The sequence below is a fragment of the Paenibacillus sp. AK002 genome (assembly GCF_053903045.1).
The window spans coordinates 1760521-1777036 of sequence record NZ_CP096377.1; the positions used below are offsets into that span (position 1 = coordinate 1760521).

Annotated in this window: 15 protein-coding genes and 1 other annotated feature; all 15 genes read left to right on the forward strand. The window is 53.6% G+C overall.

The window, feature by feature from the left end; translation table 11 throughout:
* The first annotated feature begins 17 nt into the window (after positions 1-17).
* The 15 genes from hemL (at position 18) to M1D70_RS07520 (ending at position 16514) form a co-directional block, all read left to right on the forward strand.
* Positions 18-1313, forward strand: a complete 1296-nt coding sequence (gene hemL, locus M1D70_RS07450; RefSeq protein ID WP_009594000.1) for a glutamate-1-semialdehyde 2,1-aminomutase — start codon at positions 18-20, stop codon at positions 1311-1313.
* Positions 1310-2218 (forward strand): RluA family pseudouridine synthase, encoded by a 909-nt coding sequence (locus tag M1D70_RS07455; protein WP_009594025.1) that lies wholly within the window; start codon positions 1310-1312, stop codon positions 2216-2218. Before hemL ends, M1D70_RS07455 begins: the two co-directional genes overlap by 4 nt.
* Before the next feature lie 164 nt (positions 2219-2382).
* Positions 2383-3735, forward strand: coding sequence for a LysM peptidoglycan-binding domain-containing protein (locus M1D70_RS07460; protein WP_009594023.1), 1353 nt, complete (start codon positions 2383-2385; stop codon positions 3733-3735).
* Between the two features lie 24 nt (positions 3736-3759).
* Positions 3760-3954: a hypothetical protein gene (locus M1D70_RS07465; RefSeq protein ID WP_009594017.1), complete on the forward strand. Its 195-nt coding sequence runs from the start codon at positions 3760-3762 to the stop codon at positions 3952-3954.
* Between the two features lie 29 nt (positions 3955-3983).
* Positions 3984-4282: a binding site (T-box leader), on the forward strand.
* A gap of 111 nt (positions 4283-4393) precedes the next feature.
* Positions 4394-7063 carry a valine--tRNA ligase gene (locus M1D70_RS07470; RefSeq protein ID WP_456289558.1) on the forward strand — a complete coding sequence of 890 codons (2670 nt, stop codon included), beginning with the start codon at positions 4394-4396 and terminating at the stop codon, positions 7061-7063.
* Positions 7064-7071: 8 nt separating this feature from the next.
* The gene (locus M1D70_RS07475) at positions 7072-8475 is read left to right on the forward strand and encodes a bifunctional folylpolyglutamate synthase/dihydrofolate synthase (RefSeq protein WP_036673112.1); all 1404 of its coding nucleotides are present in this window, start codon (positions 7072-7074) and stop codon (positions 8473-8475) included.
* A 6-nt stretch (positions 8476-8481) separates the two neighbouring features.
* Positions 8482-9858 carry a UDP-N-acetylmuramate--L-alanine ligase gene (gene murC / locus M1D70_RS07480; protein ID WP_036662695.1) on the forward strand — a complete coding sequence of 459 codons (1377 nt, stop codon included), beginning with the start codon at positions 8482-8484 and terminating at the stop codon, positions 9856-9858.
* Between the two features lie 209 nt (positions 9859-10067).
* Positions 10068-11453, forward strand: coding sequence for an SPOR domain-containing protein (locus M1D70_RS07485; RefSeq protein ID WP_456289559.1), 1386 nt, complete (start codon positions 10068-10070; stop codon positions 11451-11453).
* Positions 11454-11580: 127 nt separating this feature from the next.
* The gene (locus M1D70_RS07490) at positions 11581-11823 is read left to right on the forward strand and encodes a DUF4321 domain-containing protein (protein ID WP_456289560.1); all 243 of its coding nucleotides are present in this window, start codon (positions 11581-11583) and stop codon (positions 11821-11823) included.
* A 25-nt stretch (positions 11824-11848) separates the two neighbouring features.
* Positions 11849-12460 carry a Maf family protein gene (locus M1D70_RS07495; RefSeq protein ID WP_456289561.1) on the forward strand — a complete coding sequence of 204 codons (612 nt, stop codon included), beginning with the start codon at positions 11849-11851 and terminating at the stop codon, positions 12458-12460.
* Between the two features lie 84 nt (positions 12461-12544).
* Complete coding sequence (gene radC, locus M1D70_RS07500; protein ID WP_009593994.1) at positions 12545-13234, forward strand: RadC family protein; 690 nt, start codon at positions 12545-12547, stop codon at positions 13232-13234.
* A 38-nt stretch (positions 13235-13272) separates the two neighbouring features.
* Complete coding sequence (locus M1D70_RS07505) at positions 13273-14307, forward strand: rod shape-determining protein (protein ID WP_009593998.1); 1035 nt, start codon at positions 13273-13275, stop codon at positions 14305-14307.
* A gap of 57 nt (positions 14308-14364) precedes the next feature.
* A complete protein-coding gene (gene mreC / locus M1D70_RS07510; RefSeq protein WP_277748302.1) occupies positions 14365-15240 on the forward strand; it encodes a rod shape-determining protein MreC in 876 nt (291 codons plus the stop codon).
* A 1-nt stretch (position 15241) separates the two neighbouring features.
* Positions 15242-15766 (forward strand): rod shape-determining protein MreD, encoded by a 525-nt coding sequence (gene mreD, locus M1D70_RS07515; protein ID WP_009594022.1) that lies wholly within the window; start codon positions 15242-15244, stop codon positions 15764-15766.
* Between the two features lie 85 nt (positions 15767-15851).
* Positions 15852-16514, forward strand: coding sequence for a septum site-determining protein MinC (locus tag M1D70_RS07520; protein ID WP_009594021.1), 663 nt, complete (start codon positions 15852-15854; stop codon positions 16512-16514).
* Positions 16515-16516: the final 2 nt, after the last annotated feature.

Here is a 16516-nt window from a genome sequence, read left to right on the forward strand (position 1 = left end):
AGTTAGGAGTGCATAGAATGAGCCAAGATTTGCGAAAAGAAGAGTTGTCGCGTTCTGCTTTCGAAGAAGCGAAGTTATATATCCCGGGCGGCGTCAACAGTCCGGTACGTGCATTTAAATCTGTAGGACTCACGCCGATTTATATCGATCGCGGAGAAGGCAGCCGGGTATACGACATCGACGGCAACAGCTTTATCGATTATGTAGGTTCCTGGGGACCGCTGATTATGGGCCACGCACACCCTGAAGTCGTTGAAGCGCTTCAGGAGACCGCTGCCAAAGGGACCAGCTTCGGCGCGCCAACCCTGCTCGAAACGAAGATGGCGAAGCTCGTGTGCGAGCGCGTGCCGTCGATCGAGGTGGTGCGAATGGTGAATTCCGGCACGGAAGCCACCATGAGTGCCATCCGGCTGGCGCGTGGTTATACCGGACGCAGCAAAATCATCAAATTCGAGGGCTCCTACCACGGTCACGCGGACAGCCTTCTGATCAAGGCGGGATCCGGCATCGCGACACTGGGCCTGCCTGACAGCCCGGGCGTGCCTGAAAGCGTGGCGTCCAACACCATTGCGGTTCCTTACAACGACCTGGAATCGGTACAGCTTGCCTTCGAGCGTTTCGGCGAAGAGATCGCGGCCGTCATCGTTGAGCCGGTGGCAGGGAATATGGGCGTGGTTCCGCCGCAGCCAGGATTCCTGGAAGGCCTGCGCAAGGTCACTTCCGATTATGGGAGCATCCTTATTTTTGACGAGGTGATGACCGGATTCCGGGTAGACCTCAACTGCGCTCAGGGACGTTACGGCGTTACGCCTGACTTGACATGCCTGGGCAAGGTGATCGGCGGCGGGTTGCCGGTCGGCGCATATGGAGGCAAGCGTGAGCTGATGGATCAGATCGCTCCGGCAGGACCGATCTACCAGGCGGGAACGTTAAGCGGAAATCCGCTGGCCATGGCAGCCGGATACACCACTCTGAAGCTGTTGACGCCTGCCGTTTATGAACAGCTGGAGGAACGGGGAGCCCGCCTTCAGGCAGGATTCGAGCAGAGCGCCAAGGAATTCGGCATCCCGCTTACGATCAACCGGATCGGATCCATGGTCTGCCCATTCTTCACGAATACGCCGGTCGTGAATTTCGATACGGCCAAGACGAGTGACCTGGACCGCTTCCGCCGCTATTTTGCGGCGATGGTGCAGGAGGGAGTCAGCGTGCCTCCTTCCCAATTCGAGGGCATGTTCATCTCGGCGGCCCATACGGTGGAAGATATCGATGCTACCATCGAAGCCAATTACAACGCCTTCAAAAGCCTATGAGCTACGGGGGCAGCTGGAGTAAGCGCGGCGAATGGCTCGAGATGACGCCCGGCAAGGCGCTGTTGGGCCAGCCGGATCGGGACGAGGCCGCCGCCAAGTGGCTTCTGGAAACGGTCGGTATGCCCGAGAAGCTGTATCGCAAGCTTCGTCATGAGCAGGGGATACAATGGAGAGGGGACCGGCTTCGGCTGGTCCTTTTTCCTTATCGGGAATACGGCATCGAACCGAGGTGGCAGGAGCTTCAGGTGTTGTACGAGGACGATTTCTGCCTGGTCGTGAACAAACCGGCCGGCATGGCGGTCCATCCGGACAACGAAAGCCGGGAGACAACGCTGAATCATGTCGTGGCCGCCTATTACGAAGCAGAGGGGGTTCACGCGGCAGTCCGGCATATCCATCGGCTGGATAAAGATACGACGGGGCCCGTGCTGTATGCCAAGAACGAATATGCGCAGCTGAAGCTGGACGAGGCCATGCGCGAGAAGAAGATCGTTCGAATGTATGCGGCTATCGTTCAAGGGAGGGTATCGCAGGAGCTGAAGCGAATCGATCTGCCGATCGGCAAGGACCGCTATCACGCAAGCCGCCGGAGGGTTTCATTAACGGGGCAGGCCGCGATCACGCATATTCTCTCAGCCGAAGCTTATCCGAAAGCCAGTCTGCTGCACATTCGCCTTGAAACCGGCCGTACGCATCAGATCCGGGTCCATCTAAGCCATATGGGACATCCGCTTCTGGGGGATGTTTTGTACGGGGGACCAGGGACGTTTGCGCGCCAAGCGCTGCATGGCGAACGCCTGTTGTTCCATCATCCATTTACGGGCGAGAGCATTGACGTGCCGGCACCGTGGCCTCAGGATATGATGGAGTTACGAGAACGAATCATAGAGGGAGCGAACCGATAGGGGATGCTGCAGCGGCCCTGAACGCCTGGTAACTTTCCATGCGCAATTCGCAAAAAAGTCATGCTCTCCTGTTTTCGGCATATAGATAAATTGAGTGGCAAAACTTAGGCTCATGCCGTGATGACAGATCACGGATAGTATATGCCAAAAAGGAGGACATTCCCGTGTTTGACCAGTCCTACGGATTGCGGTTCGATATTTACGAGCGTATTAATTTGACGGAAGATTTGCCGGGAATCGAAGAATTGGAAGAGGCGGAGTTGATCCCGCACATTCAGGTGATCAGCCAGCAGGACCAGGCCACGCTTCGGGGCCATCTGCTTCTAGCAGGCCTGTATAAAGGGGATACCGAAGCAGGAGAGACGGAGCCGCTAGAACATTGGATTCCGGTCGAGATCACGGTACCGCTGAACCGGGTATCGTCATTGGATGACATCGCGGTCGAGATCGAGAATTTTGACGTGGATCTGTTATCCAAGCGCAGCTTGAACATAACGGGGGTTTTATCGCTCAAAGGAATCCAGGCGGCGGCTCCGGGAGCTCGTGACCAAGTATGGACCAATGAGGAATTCACAGTGGTACATGCTCCTGAAGCGAATGATATGTATGCAGGCGGAGAGCAGCAGCAGTTCGCAGCCAATCCGTATGAGCCGTATCAAGGCGTCGGAGCCAACGCTGACGCGAATACGCCTTCGCCTTCTTATTTCAGCGAGGCTCAGCCCAGAGTCCAAGAGTCCGAGGCGGATGCGCGCACGCAGCAGTATCTGGCATCTTGGGCGGAATACGAGAACCAAATTCAGGATACGCAGGATTCGGACCGAACGGTAAGCATCTCCAATACGCCTGAAGCCCAGGATACGGTCGAATACGCCTTACATAATGAGACGGAATCTCAGTCAGCTGAGCCGTCGACTCCGAATGTATGGCAGTTCGAACGGGCAGCGGCCCAGCCGGAGCCGCAGCAGGAAGAACCCGCAGCCGATTTCCCGGGCGTTACTGAGCGCAAAGGCGAAGAGACTCAAGCCCTGCCGGTATTGGATTCCCCGGAAACGGAGGAAGCCCAGCCTGTTTTTGAAGAGGAAGCCGAGCCCTTGGAGGAGATAGAGGAGGAGGTTTCCGTTCAAGCCGAAGAGGCTCCGTCCAAACCGGAGCTGAAGGTTGCCTTCAACGCGAAGAACAGCACCGCCAACACCGCTTCGGGCGTAGGCTTCTCTTCATTGCTTCAATCGAGCAGAACGGTTCAGGATCAGGATCAAGCTGCTCGAGACGAGGAAGAGGCCATTGAAGAATCCGTGGATTCCGTTTCGGCCGAGGATGTGGAATGGAAGAGTCTGTTCCTAGGCAACCGCCGCGAGGAAACGCCGTTCCGCAAGGTTCGGATGTGCATTGTTCAGCGTGAGGAGACTCTCGACGTTATTGCCGAGCGCTATCAGCTGACGCCGCGAGAGCTGTTGTTGTATAACCGCATGTCCGAGCAGAATGTGGAAGAAGGCCAGGTATTGTATATTCCCCAGTAATCGGGAAGTCGTCATGGGGCTAGAATGAAGCAGGCCGAGGCAGGCAGCCTTGGCCTGCTTTTTGTGCTGCGGGGAACCGGTTTGGAGGAGAGGAAGCAGAGCGAGCTTGGATTGTATGTTACAGCGAACAAGGATTTATTTGAATCGGCAGGTATGATGTCTAAATCGTTCGGAAACACTCGAAATATTGACTATATGGAACAACCACGTTATATTTGAATAGTATATGTACAGGTATTCCAAAAGCTAGAACAACGTTGAACGGGAAGAGTAGGAAGGTATGGCCTTCAGAGAGCGGAATTGCTACCAAGCGCTGTGAGATTCCGCAGGAACCAGCTTGCCGAAGTCGCCCCGGAGTTGCGGACTTGAGATAGAGTAGGATCGATTGCTACCCTGGTTAGAGTTCGCCGGCCGCAGCCGTTATCTGCGTAAAGTGTCGTGCTTGACCGAAAGCCTTTCATGTTCTTCGTGGGAGGACAACGGTGGATGGACCATGTAAGCACGAAACAAAGGTGGTACCGCGAGAGAACAGTCTTTCGTCCTTTGAGGACGAAGGGCTTTTTTTGTTTCACGCCAACTATGATATCCACGAACACGCCCGGAGGCTAAAACGTTTCGGGTTGGCAAAACTGATTAACAGTATCGGAGGTACGAAAATATGGATCAAAAACAAAACCAATCCCAGTTAGAAATGCCGACGACGTATGATCCGAAGGCAGCCGAACAAAAATGGTATCCGTACTGGAAGGAAGGCGGCTTTTTTGAAGCCGGCAAGCGACCGGACGCGGAGCCTTACACGATTGTTATTCCTCCTCCTAACGTTACGGGCATGCTCCATATCGGCCATGCGCTTGACTTTACGCTGCAGGACATCCTGATTCGCGTGAAGCGGATGCAGGGCTACGATGCGCTGTGGCTCCCCGGTTCCGACCATGCGGGCATCGCCACGCAGACCAAGGTAGAGCAGAAGCTTCGCGAAGAAGGCGTTACCCGTTACGATCTGGGACGCGAGAAATTCCTGGAGAAGGTGTGGGAATGGAAGGACCTGTACGCAAACACGATCCGTGATCAGTGGTCCAAGATCGGCCTGTCCCTCGATTACTCCAGAGAACGTTTCACGCTTGACGAGGGATTGTCCGAAGCCGTACGGGAAGTATTCGTTAAGCTTTACGATAAAGGGCTCATCTACCGCGGCAAACGCATCATCAACTGGGACCCGGCTGCCCGCACGGCTTTGTCCGATATTGAAGTGGAGTACAAAGAGGTCAACGGCCATTTGTATCACCTGCAATATCCGCTGAAGGACGGCAGCGGCTCCATTACCGTGGCAACCACCCGTCCGGAGACCATGCTCGGCGATACGGCGGTCGCCGTTCATCCGGAAGACGAGCGCTATAAAGACATGATCGGCAAGACATTGGTGCTGCCTATCGTGGGCCGCGAGATTCCGGTTATTGCCGATGAGTACGTGGAGAAGGACTTCGGCAGCGGTGCGGTTAAAATTACGCCGGCGCATGATCCGAACGACTTCGAGATGGGTCTGAGACATGACCTGCCGCAAATTACCGTAATGGACGAATCCGGAACGATGAATGAGTTTGCCGGCAAGTACCAGGGTCTTGACCGCGCAGAATGCCGCAAGCAGATCGTCGGCGACATGAAGGAATCGGGCGTATTGCTTCGCATCGAAGATCACGTCCATCAGGTTGGCCATAGCGAAAGATCCGGCGCGGTAGTCGAGCCTTATCTGTCAACGCAGTGGTTCGTTAAGATGCAGCCGCTTGCGGAAGCAGCCGTAGATGCGCAGAAATCCGGCAAGGGCGTGAACTTCGTGCCTGACCGGTTCGAGCGAACCTATCTGCACTGGATGGAGAATGTGCGCGATTGGTGCATTTCCCGTCAATTGTGGTGGGGACACCGGATCCCCGCGTGGTATTCCGAATCCACGGGCGAAGTGGTTGTTGCCATGAATGAAGAGGAAGCCCGCGCGAAGCTGGGCAAGGATGATCTGAGACAGGACGAGGATGTGCTGGATACCTGGTTCAGCTCCGCGCTCTGGCCGTTCTCGACCATGGGCTGGCCGGACCTTGACAGTGAGGATTTCAAACGTTATTATCCGACCAGCGTTCTCGTAACGGGTTACGACATCATCCCGTTCTGGGTGTCGCGCATGATTTTCCAAGGACTTGAATTTACGGGGCAAATGCCGTTCAAGGACACGCTGATCCATGGCCTGGTTCGGGATAGCGAAGGCCGCAAGATGTCCAAGTCGCTGGGCAACGGCATCGACCCGCTCGAGGTGATTGAACAGTATGGCGCAGACGCTATGCGTTATATGATATCGACCGGCAGCACGCCGGGTCAGGATCTTCGATTCCGCTGGGAACGCGTGGAGCAAGCGCGTAACTTCGCTAATAAAATCTGGAATGCGTCGCGGTTTGCGCTCATGAACCTGGAGGGCTTCACGGCGGCGGATATCGACATTTCCGGAGAGCTGGGAACCGCGGACCGGTGGATTTTGCACCGTTTGAACGAAACTTCCCGCGATATAACGCGTCTAATTGATGCCTACGAATTTGGCGAAACCGGTCGACTGCTCTACAATTTCATCTGGGATGATCTGTGTGACTGGTATATCGAATTTGCCAAGCTGTCCCTGTATGGCGAGGATCAAGCAGCCAAGAAAAAGACGCAGTCGGTGCTTGCCTATGTGCTGGACCGCACGATGCGCTTGATCCACCCGTTCATGCCGTTCATCTCCGAAGAGATCTGGCAGCATTTGCCGCATGAAGGCGAGACCGTCATGCTGGCTTCTTGGCCGACCTATGATGAGGCGTTTGAGAATACGGAAGCTGTTACCGAAATGAACCTGCTGATGGATGTGATCCGTGCCGTACGTAACATCCGGGCGGAAGTGAACGTGCCGATGAGCAAAAAAGTAGAACTGCAATTGAAACCGGTAAGCGGGCAAATTGCCGGCATTATCGACCGCAATTCCGATTATATTCGCCGCTTCTGCAACACGTCGGAGTATGAGTCCTCCCTTGCGCTTGAGGCGCCGGATAAAGCGATGACCGCCGTGGTAACAGGCGTTGAAATGTATCTGCCGCTTGCCGGGCTGATCGATATCGCTCAGGAGATCACGCGTCTGGAGAAGGAAATCCAGCACTTGAACAGCGAAGTCGAGCGTGTGGAGAAGAAGCTGAACAATCCTGGTTTCGTATCGAAAGCACCCGAGAAGGTGATTGAGGAAGAACGGGCGAAACTCGCGGATTACTCGGACAAACGCAGCAAAGTGATTGCGCGCATCGAAGAATTGAGAGGCTAATGGGCAAGATGAATCTGGACCAGAAGGTGAGAACGATGGTTGATCAATCGGCAGCTGCAGCGGCAGCTCCGTTCCATACCTATGAGGAAGCGGTAGCTTGGATCAATGGGCTGATTCCGTTTGGGATCCGCCCTGGCATGGATAGAATTCAGCGATTGATGGAGCTGCTCGGCCATCCGGAGCGTCGATTAAAATTCATTCACGTGGCCGGAACGAACGGAAAAGGCTCCACATGCGCTTTTTTAACAAAGGTTCTGCTTCAAGGGGGATTCACGGTAGGAACCTACACGTCCCCCTATATTACGAAGTTTACCAATCGGTTTCAGTATAACGGCGAAGACATACCGGAAGAGACGCTGCTGGAACTCGCGAATCGCTTAGAGCCGCTTGTTGCCGAAGTTGCGGGCTCCGGGCTTGGATCGCCCACGATGTTTGAGGTGTCCACGGCTCTTGCGATCCTGTATTACGGCGAGGTGTCTTATCCGGACGTGGTGGTATGGGAGACCGGACTTGGCGGTCGTCTTGACGTTACCAATATCGTTCATCCCATCATTTCGGTGATCACGAACATCGGCATGGACCATACCGACGTTCTGGGCGATACCATTCAGGAGATCGCCATGGAGAAGGCCGGCATCATCAAGCCCGGAGTGCCGGTAGTGAGCACGGTCACTCAGCCTGAGGCTGTCGACATTCTGAAAGAAACGGCCGCCAAAAACCGTACTAGTCTGTACCTTGTAGACGAACAATTCTCTTATGAACGGCTGCGCGGGGACGAAGAAAGCCAGACTTTCCGTTTTAAGGGACCGTTCCGGGATATGGATCTGGATATTTCGATGCAGGGCGAGCATCAATGCGCCAATGCCGCGGTTGCCATGATGACGCTGGAGGTGCTTCGCCAGTACATGGCTTTTATCGTGGATGAAGAAGAATTGCGTGCCGGGTTTAAGGATACGTTCTGGGCGGGAAGACTGGAGCAAGTGCAGTCCTCCCCGCGGATTGTTCTCGATGGCGCGCACAACCCCGAAGGGGCTGAATCCTTGGCCAAAAGCTTGCCGCAGATCTATAAGTATCGGAAACTGAACTTAATGATGGGAATGCTGGCAAATAAGCATCATGAATCGTATTTGCAGCATATACTGCCAATAGTGGATACGCTTATCCTGACTGAACCGGATTTCCGGAAGAAACTGGACGCCAAGGCGCTTGGTGACATCGTAGAGCAGGTAAGGGAGAAATACGCCAAACATACACTGCAAATCATCATAGAACCAAATTGGAAAAACGCACTTGAAGAGTTGAAGTCACGGACGGAAGCGGAGGATCTTGGGGTGGTGTCGGGCACGTTGTACCTGATTGCCGACGTGCGTTCCAACCTCCTGGGCCTTTCCGATTCTGAAAAAGGTTGGTGATATCTGTTGAATACATCAGAACATGTTCATTTTATAGGAATTGGCGGCTACGGGATGAGCGCCATAGCGCGAGTAATGCTGGAGATGGGTTATAAAGTCACGGGTTCTGACGTGGCATCGCAAGAATTGACAGAAAAGCTGGCGGCCAAGGGCGCCAAAATATACATTGGACATACCGCCGAGCAAGTCCAAGGCGCGGACCTTGTGGTGTACTCCACGGCATTGTCCAAAGACAACGTGGAGCGGGTCGAGGCAGAGAAGCTGAACATTCCTGTCCTTCACCGTGCGCAGATGCTGGCGCGTCTTTTGAACGAACGCAAAGGCGTGGCCGTAGCGGGAGCGCATGGCAAGACAACCACTTCATCCATGATTGCGCTCGTGATGGAAGAATGCGGAGTCGATCCGACATTTATCATCGGCGGGGAAATTATGAACGTGGGCACGAATGCCAAAGCGGGCGAAGGCGAGCATGTGGTAGCCGAAGCCGACGAGAGCGATGGTTCATTCCTGCAATATCATCCATGGCTCGGCGTCGTTCTGAATATCGAAGCCGATCACCTGGAGAATTACGAAGGGGATTTCAATCGTCTCAAGGCAGCCTACGTGCAATTCCTCAGCCAGATCAAGGCTGACGGTACGGCCGTGGTGTGCGCCGACGATAACAACATTCAGGCGATTTTGCCAGACCTGAAATGCAATGTGACCACATACGGCATTCATGCGGATGCGGAGTATACGGCAACCAATCTGGTGCTGGGCGACCGTCACGTCAGCTTCACGATGCTTCATAACGGCATGGAGCTGGGCACCGTCGAGCTGTCCGTACCGGGTAAACATAATGTCTACAACGCCATGGCCACGGTCATATGCTGCTTGAAGAGCGGCATCTCGTTCGAGGCGATTGTAGAGGCCATCGTCAAGTTCAACGGGGCTAAGCGCCGCTTTCAGGTGCTTGGCGAAGCTGAAGGCATTCTGGTCATTGACGACTATGCGCATCATCCGACCGAGATCGAGGCGACGATCAGTGCCGCAAAAGCTACGGGCAAACGGATTATTGCGGTGTTCCAGCCGCAGCGGTATTCGAGAACCTTCTTCCTGCTGGATGCGTTTAGCCGCGCGTTCGGGGAAGCGGATGAGGTGATCATCACCGATATTTACTCCCCTGCCGGCGAGAAGCAGATCGAGGGCATCAGCTCGGGTAAGCTGGTGGAGCTGATCGTCCAGAACAGCAATGCCGGTGCCCGCTATTTGCCTACCAAGGAAGATGTCCTGAACGATCTCAAGGGTCGCGTAAAAGAAGGCGACCTGGTTCTCACGATGGGAGCGGGCGACATCTGGAAGGTCGGCGCGGCTTTAGCCGAGTTCATTAAGGGCAAGAAATAAGGATTGCCTGCCTGCGCTCTTTGCTGCTTCGCTGCAGCAGGGGATTGCATTGGCTATGCCTCTGTGGAGGGGACAAAGCCAGCATCGATAACGATAAGAAGGGCTGATCAAGATCATTTCTTGGTCAGCCCTTTTGTTTTTCGCATACTCATAAGTTGCCAAGCTTGATCATATAGCTAGGTGTAGAAGGACAAGTGAGGTGTGTGGATATGAATAAAGCACGGATGACGATACGTATCGATCACGAACCGCCGAAGGGCAGGAACAAGGACCATGCGCGCGAGGAACACGATGCGAACCAAAACGTTCCAGCGGGCCACAACCCCCGGGTTTATGACCATCATTCCGTCTTCGACGAATATGACACAGCGGCAGCCAATCGGTTTACCGATACGGATGCTTCGTACGAACCTCAGAGGAGCATTCAGCAGGATCATCTGCGCGTCGTTACGCCGCTCCGGGCAGAGCGGGATATCCGGGACGTGGACGATCGTGACTGGAGAACATCGCGCAATCATCGGTCCAGGGGACGGTTAGCTGAGGAAAGAAGACGCCTGGACCATGATAACGGTCGGCCGTACGGCGATGCCCCTGAACATTCGGATACATACCAAGACGTGCATGAGGAGCTCTACGACCTCCATGATGATGCGTTTTCCGGGAGAATGACCCCCGAAGCGAACGACCCCCATTGGAATCTCGGGTCCGAGTCGGATCTATATGAGACATCCGCCGGCGATTACGGTTATTATCGCTCACGCAAACCCACCTCCTTCTGGAAGATGGCGGTGTCCGTGACCGCTGCCGTCATCACGGGCCTGCTGTTCGGGTACATGGTGCTGTCCATGTTTAACGGCGGCGACGCAGGCGAGAACCCGGCAACGGGACAGCTCGAGAGCAGTGATGCAGGGAACTTAGCGCCGACCGATCCATCCGGGGGAGCCGAGGCATCACCGACGCCTGATATGACCGAATCGGCTGTTCATATTCCGGGGCAGAACTTTTATCTGCTTCAATACGGCGTGTTCAGCACGCCCGAGCGGGCAGTGCAGGCGATCGGGGAACTGCAGCAATCCGGTATTGCCGCCGGCGGCGATCTGGACGAGGAGAACCGTGTGTATGCGGGCATCTCGCCTGACCGCGAGCAGGCGAAGCTGCTCAGCAATCAGCTTAAGGCCGAAGGCGTTGAATTATACGTTAGAGAGATCGCGCTGCCGAGCATCGAGTCAGCGGCATTTGCTGGCGAGGAGCAGACGCTGACGGACTATTTTACGATAAGCGGGCAGCTGGTATCGGAGCTTAGCCAGCTATCGGCATCCTTGCTGGGCATGCAGGAGCCCGGCGCGGTGACGACGGAGCATATGAATACCATCACGAATCTGCATCAGCAGTGGATCCAATCGGTCAAGCAGCTGGCCGCAGGCTTGGGTCCGGAGACCGGGGCCGCGCTGCCGGCCATGGAGCAGTCGATGAACAGTTCGATCACGGCGCTCTCCGAATACAACAAAAATCAATCCAAGGGGCATTTGTGGGAGATCCAAACAGGCATGATGAACTATGTCATGGGCCAAAAGAAACTCCTGGATGGCCTATAAATTCAAATTTACGTCAAATCCGGCTTGGAACTGGAAATAGTTCCCCATGCCGGATTTCTGTTTGTATTGCTTATCGATTCACCGTATAATAATTAGGGTGTCAAAAAATGGCGAGGGAAGAGGATGCATGAAGAAAAATAAAGGAATGCTCATCTTGTTTTTGCTGCTGGGGTGGCTGACGGGAACATGGCTTGCCAAGGCGCTTCAACCTGTCAAGGCTCTGTCGTTTCTGACGTCTTCTACACCGATCAAGTGGTCGCCTTCAGCTGATTTTGACATTATTCGTTATGACATTAACCTTGAACTTAACTTTTGCCTGCTCAGTCTGCTCGGCATAATTGCTGCCGTCTGGTTATACCGCAGGCTCTAAGACATGACAAAGGAGATTATCCCCCTTGAATGAGAAGAGAAACCGCCGCATCATATTGGCTTCCACCTCTCCTCGGCGTCAGGAATTGATTGCCTCCCTTCGTATCCCATTCGAGATTATGCCTAGTGAAGCTGACGAGGACACGCCGCAAGGGTGGTCGCCAGAGCGAATTGTGGAGTCACTGGCGCTGCGCAAAGCGGAAGCGGTTCTTCGAAAGCTGACGGATGATCCGGGAGATGGTATCATTGTGGGAAGCGACACGATTGTGGTCGTAGATGACCATGTCCTCGGGAAACCGGAGAATCACGCTGACGCTGCAAGGATGTTGTCCATGCTTCAAGGACGGGCACACTTCGTTTACACGGGAGTGGCTTGCATCGACCGGAGTTCCGGTCGCGCCAAGGTATCTCACCGCGTGACGACCGTAAAGATGAAATCGTTAAGTGATGATGCGATCGCGGCTTACGTAAAGAGCGGGGAACCTGCCGACAAAGCAGGCTCGTATGCGATTCAAGGCCTGGGTGCAACCATCGTGGAAGGAATCGAAGGCGACTACTTTAACGTTGTCGGCCTGCCGCTTTCTCTGCTCTCGGACATGCTGTCTGAAATGGGGATGGATGTACTCACCGATTCATAGATATAGAACACGGCATCCGAAGCCAACGGGATCTTGGAAGCTTCGGTGACCTGCTGATTTAAATCTTAGAAAAGAGGGGAATATATGGAGTCGCCAACGCTATTGCTGCGCGACATCCCCCATGATGAACGACCAAGAGAGCGCATGATGCAATATGGGGCGAGCGCTTTAAGCCATGCAGAATTGCTGGCGATACTGCTTCGGACCGGTACCCGCCAGGAATCTGCCGTACATATAGCCCAGCGGCTGCTGGGGGAAGCAGGCGGCATCCGGCAGCTCGTTGATCTTAGCATCGAGGAAATTACGCAAATCAAAGGAATTGGAACCGCCAAGGCTGTTCAGCTGAAGGCTGGCATCGAGCTTGGACGGCGCTTGGCCGCATCGAGACATGTAGAGCCGGTTATTATCCGCAGTCCGCATGACGCGGCAGAACTGCTCAGTGAACAGATGCGGTATTTACAGAAAGAGCATTTTGTCTGTGTTTTTTTAAATACGAAAAATCATGTCATTGCCCAGGAAACGCTATCGATGGGGAGCCTTAACGCCTCCATCGTTCATCCCCGCGAGGTGTTCAGAGCGGCCATCAAATGCAGCAGTGCATCCCTGGTGTGCGCGCATAACCATCCTAGCGGAGATCCGACGCCCAGCCCGGAGGACATTTCGCTGACTGCACGCTTAGTGGAGGCAGGACAGATTGTCGGGATCGACGTGCTGGATCATCTGATCATCGGGGACGGATCGTTTGTAAGTTTGAAGGAACGGGGCTTGATGTAATATAATAGTTCAGATTGACGAAGAAAGGGAGATACATCATGTTAGGTGGTTTTACGAAAGATTTGGGAATCGATTTGGGGACGGCAAATACGCTGGTTTATGTTCGTGGGAAAGGAATTGTCGTAAGAGAGCCTTCCGTGGTCGCTCTGCGTACAGATACAAAGAGCATTGAAGCCGTCGGGGAATCGGCTAAGAAAATGATTGGACGGACGCCAGGCAACATTCGTGCCATTCGTCCGATGAAAGACGGCGTCATCGCCGATTTTGATACAACGGCTACAATGATTAAATACTTTATTCGTCAAGCGCAGAAGCAGCGTTCCATCTTCCCGCGCCACCCGAACGTGATGGTATGCGTGCCTTCCGGCATTACGGCCGTCGAGCAGCGTGCGGTTGAAGATGCGACCAAGCAAGCGGGTGCACGCGAAGCCTACACGATCGAGGAGCCTTTTGCAGCGGCAATCGGTGCAGACTTGCCCGTGTGGGAGCCTACAGGCAGCATGGTCGTTGATATCGGCGGAGGTACGACCGAGGTTGCGGTCATTTCCCTTGGAGGGATTGTAACCAGCCGTTCCGTACGCGTTGCGGGCGATGAAATGGACGAGTCCATTATTTCTTATATTAAACGCCAATACAACTTGATGATCGGTGAGCGCACATCCGAGCTGCTCAAGATGGAAGTAGGCTCCGCGATGCCGCTGGAGACCGTGGAAACGATGGAAATTCGCGGCCGCGACTTGGTGACGGGTCTGCCGAAGACGATCACGATTACATCGGATGAGATTAGCGAAGCGTTGGCAGATACCATTAATGCCATCGTTGAAGCCGTTAAGGTTACCCTTGAGAAATGTCCTCCGGAGCTTGCTGCGGATATTATGGACCGGGGCATCGTGCTTACGGGAGGCGGCGCATTGCTTCGCAACCTGGACAAGCTGCTTGCCGAAGAGACCGGCATGCCGGTCATCGTTGCGGAGAATCCGCTGGATTGCGTGGCCATTGGCACAGGTAAAGCGCTCGAGAACATTCACTTGTTTAAATCCCGGAGCAGCTCTGCCGTCCGTTCCAAACGGTAGAAACCAAAATAAAAGTGTAAACCCCTAATGTTGGGAGAGAAAACAGTAAGTTAGAGGGTGTTGCAACTGTTTAAGCTGCTAGGCAATAAGCGTTTGTTCATTATGCTCATCGGGCTGGTAGCGTTTATCGCTATTATGGGGTTTACGCTCGGCCCGAGAGCTTCTTTATCTTGGCCTGAAAAATTCGTCAAAGATACGGTCGGTTTTGTGCAAAGTGTGTTTTATAAGCCCGCTGCTTATATAGCGGGTTTCTTTGAAGATGTACGGAACATGAAGGCGATCTATGAGGAGAATGAGGAGCTGCGAAGAGCGGTAGCCCAATATTCTCGTGAGAGCGCAAATTATAACACGATGAAAGCAAATTATGAGAAGCTTCAAGATTTACAAGGTTTTACAGAAAACCAGAAAAATCGATATAAATATGAATACCGTACTGCCCAGGTCCTAAGTGTTAATTCGGACCCGAATAATCGGACACTTGTCGTCGATCTGGGTGAGCGCGATGGGGTTCGCCCCAACATGTCGGTCACGACAGTGGACGGCATGGTCGGCATCATTAGCAGCGTGAGTAATTTCACCTCCACGGTGAAGCTGTTGACCACGATGGATGCTCAGGATCCGAATCCGCAGCCGATTTCGGTAACGGCCATTGGCAAAGAGGATAAAACATTCGGCGTGGTAGAGAGCTATGATGAGAAGACCAACACGCTGCTCATGACGCGGATTTCGGAAGATGATCCTATCAAGAAAGGCGATAAAATCATTTCATCCGGTGCCGGAGGCGTTATTCCACAAGGTATGATCATCGGTAAGGTCCTCAGCGTTCAGACCAGCCAATACGGTCAAAGCAGAACGGCTACGATCGAACCGGCGGCCAAGTTTGACGACTGGAAGTATCTGATCATCGTCTTTACGCCTGAGGAGCCGGAATAGGATGGCACGTAAACAGATTCTGATCCTGCTGCTGTTCGTGTTATTCATTCTGCAGGGCACGGTGGTTTTCTGGTTAACGCCAAGCTCGCTGCAGCTTCAGATTTATCCGAACTTCGTATTGGTTTGCTTATTCTTTGTATCGATTTATTATCATCGCCATACCGGGCTCGTGCTCGGACTCCTGTTCGGCATGCTTCACGATATCGTGTATTACGGCGAGATGATTGGCACTTATTCGTTTGCTATGGGCGTATCCGCATATTTGGCGGGGCTTGTTTTCAAGTCCCCGCGGGCGCCGCTGCCCATGATGATGACCATTGTCATTCTGGGAAGCTTGTTGTTTGACAGTACGCTTTTTGGCATATATAAGGTATTTCGACTCAATCCGACTTCTTATAATTGGTCACTGCTTCATCATATGCTTCCCAATCTCCTTGTTCATTTTGCCTTTGCTCTGGCAATTTACGTTCCCTTACGCAAGCAGATTGAGCTGGTAACGAAGAATCAGAGAAGGAAGGCAACCTGAACCCTCTCCAATATGACATTTTACTAGACTAGCAGGAACTTGTAGGTTTGAGCGCGAAATGTATAGGGATGGGAGGGACAGGCTTATGGCTGTAAAATCCAATCATGTGACGATTAAGGGCATCAAAGATGGCCTGGTATTCCTGCTTGACGATCAATGCGAGCTGGAGGAATTGCTTGGCGAGCTCCGCTATAAGCTGGAGCATAGTCATCAGAATATTCTGACCGGACCCATCATTCATGTGGATGTGAAGCTGGGTTCCCGGCAAATTTCCGAAGAAGAGAAGCAGACGATTCTTGACATATTGAAGCAAAAGGGCAACCTGCTGATACGCAATGTGGAATCGCCGCCGCTTGCGTCCGAGCTCGTTCCGGAGGAGAAGCTTGCGCTTAAGACGGGGATGGTGCGTTCCGGACAGGTGCTGCATCATGACGGCGATCTCTTGTTCCTCGGCGATGTGAATCCAGGCGGGACGATTACGTGCACCGGCGACATTTACATATTGGGCGCTCTGCGCGGAACCGCGCACGCCGGTGTAGAGGGCAACGAGGATGCGATTATTGCGGCTTCGTATTTTGCCCCTACCCAGCTTCGTATCTCCCAGATGATCAGCAGACCGCCGGACGAATGGGAAACGCGGGAAACGGTCATGGAGTTTGCGTATTTGAAGGACGGAAGCATGGAGATCGACAAGATCAGCAACATCTCACGTTTGGGTCGGGATTTTAATGTGTTTAAAGGGGTGTAGAA

Excerpts from the sequence above, each read along its gene's own strand:
- M1D70_RS07455 (WP_009594025.1), top strand. The coding sequence starts at position 1,310 with ATGAGCTACGGGGGCAGCTGGAGTAAGCGCGGCGAATGGCTCGAGATG.
- mreD (WP_009594022.1), top strand. The coding sequence starts at position 15,242 with ATGGCACGTAAACAGATTCTGATCCTGCTGCTGTTCGTGTTATTCATT.
- M1D70_RS07490 (WP_456289560.1), top strand. The coding sequence starts at position 11,581 with ATGAAGAAAAATAAAGGAATGCTCATCTTGTTTTTGCTGCTGGGGTGG.
- radC (WP_009593994.1), top strand. The coding sequence starts at position 12,545 with ATGGAGTCGCCAACGCTATTGCTGCGCGACATCCCCCATGATGAACGA.
- M1D70_RS07485 (WP_456289559.1), top strand. The coding sequence starts at position 10,068 with ATGAATAAAGCACGGATGACGATACGTATCGATCACGAACCGCCGAAG.
- hemL (WP_009594000.1), top strand. The coding sequence starts at position 18 with ATGAGCCAAGATTTGCGAAAAGAAGAGTTGTCGCGTTCTGCTTTCGAA.
- M1D70_RS07475 (WP_036673112.1), top strand. The coding sequence starts at position 7,072 with ATGAATCTGGACCAGAAGGTGAGAACGATGGTTGATCAATCGGCAGCT.
- M1D70_RS07505 (WP_009593998.1), top strand. The coding sequence starts at position 13,273 with ATGTTAGGTGGTTTTACGAAAGATTTGGGAATCGATTTGGGGACGGCA.
- M1D70_RS07465 (WP_009594017.1), top strand. The coding sequence starts at position 3,760 with ATGAAGCAGGCCGAGGCAGGCAGCCTTGGCCTGCTTTTTGTGCTGCGG.
- M1D70_RS07470 (WP_456289558.1), top strand. The coding sequence starts at position 4,394 with ATGGATCAAAAACAAAACCAATCCCAGTTAGAAATGCCGACGACGTAT.
- M1D70_RS07520 (WP_009594021.1), top strand. The coding sequence starts at position 15,852 with ATGGCTGTAAAATCCAATCATGTGACGATTAAGGGCATCAAAGATGGC.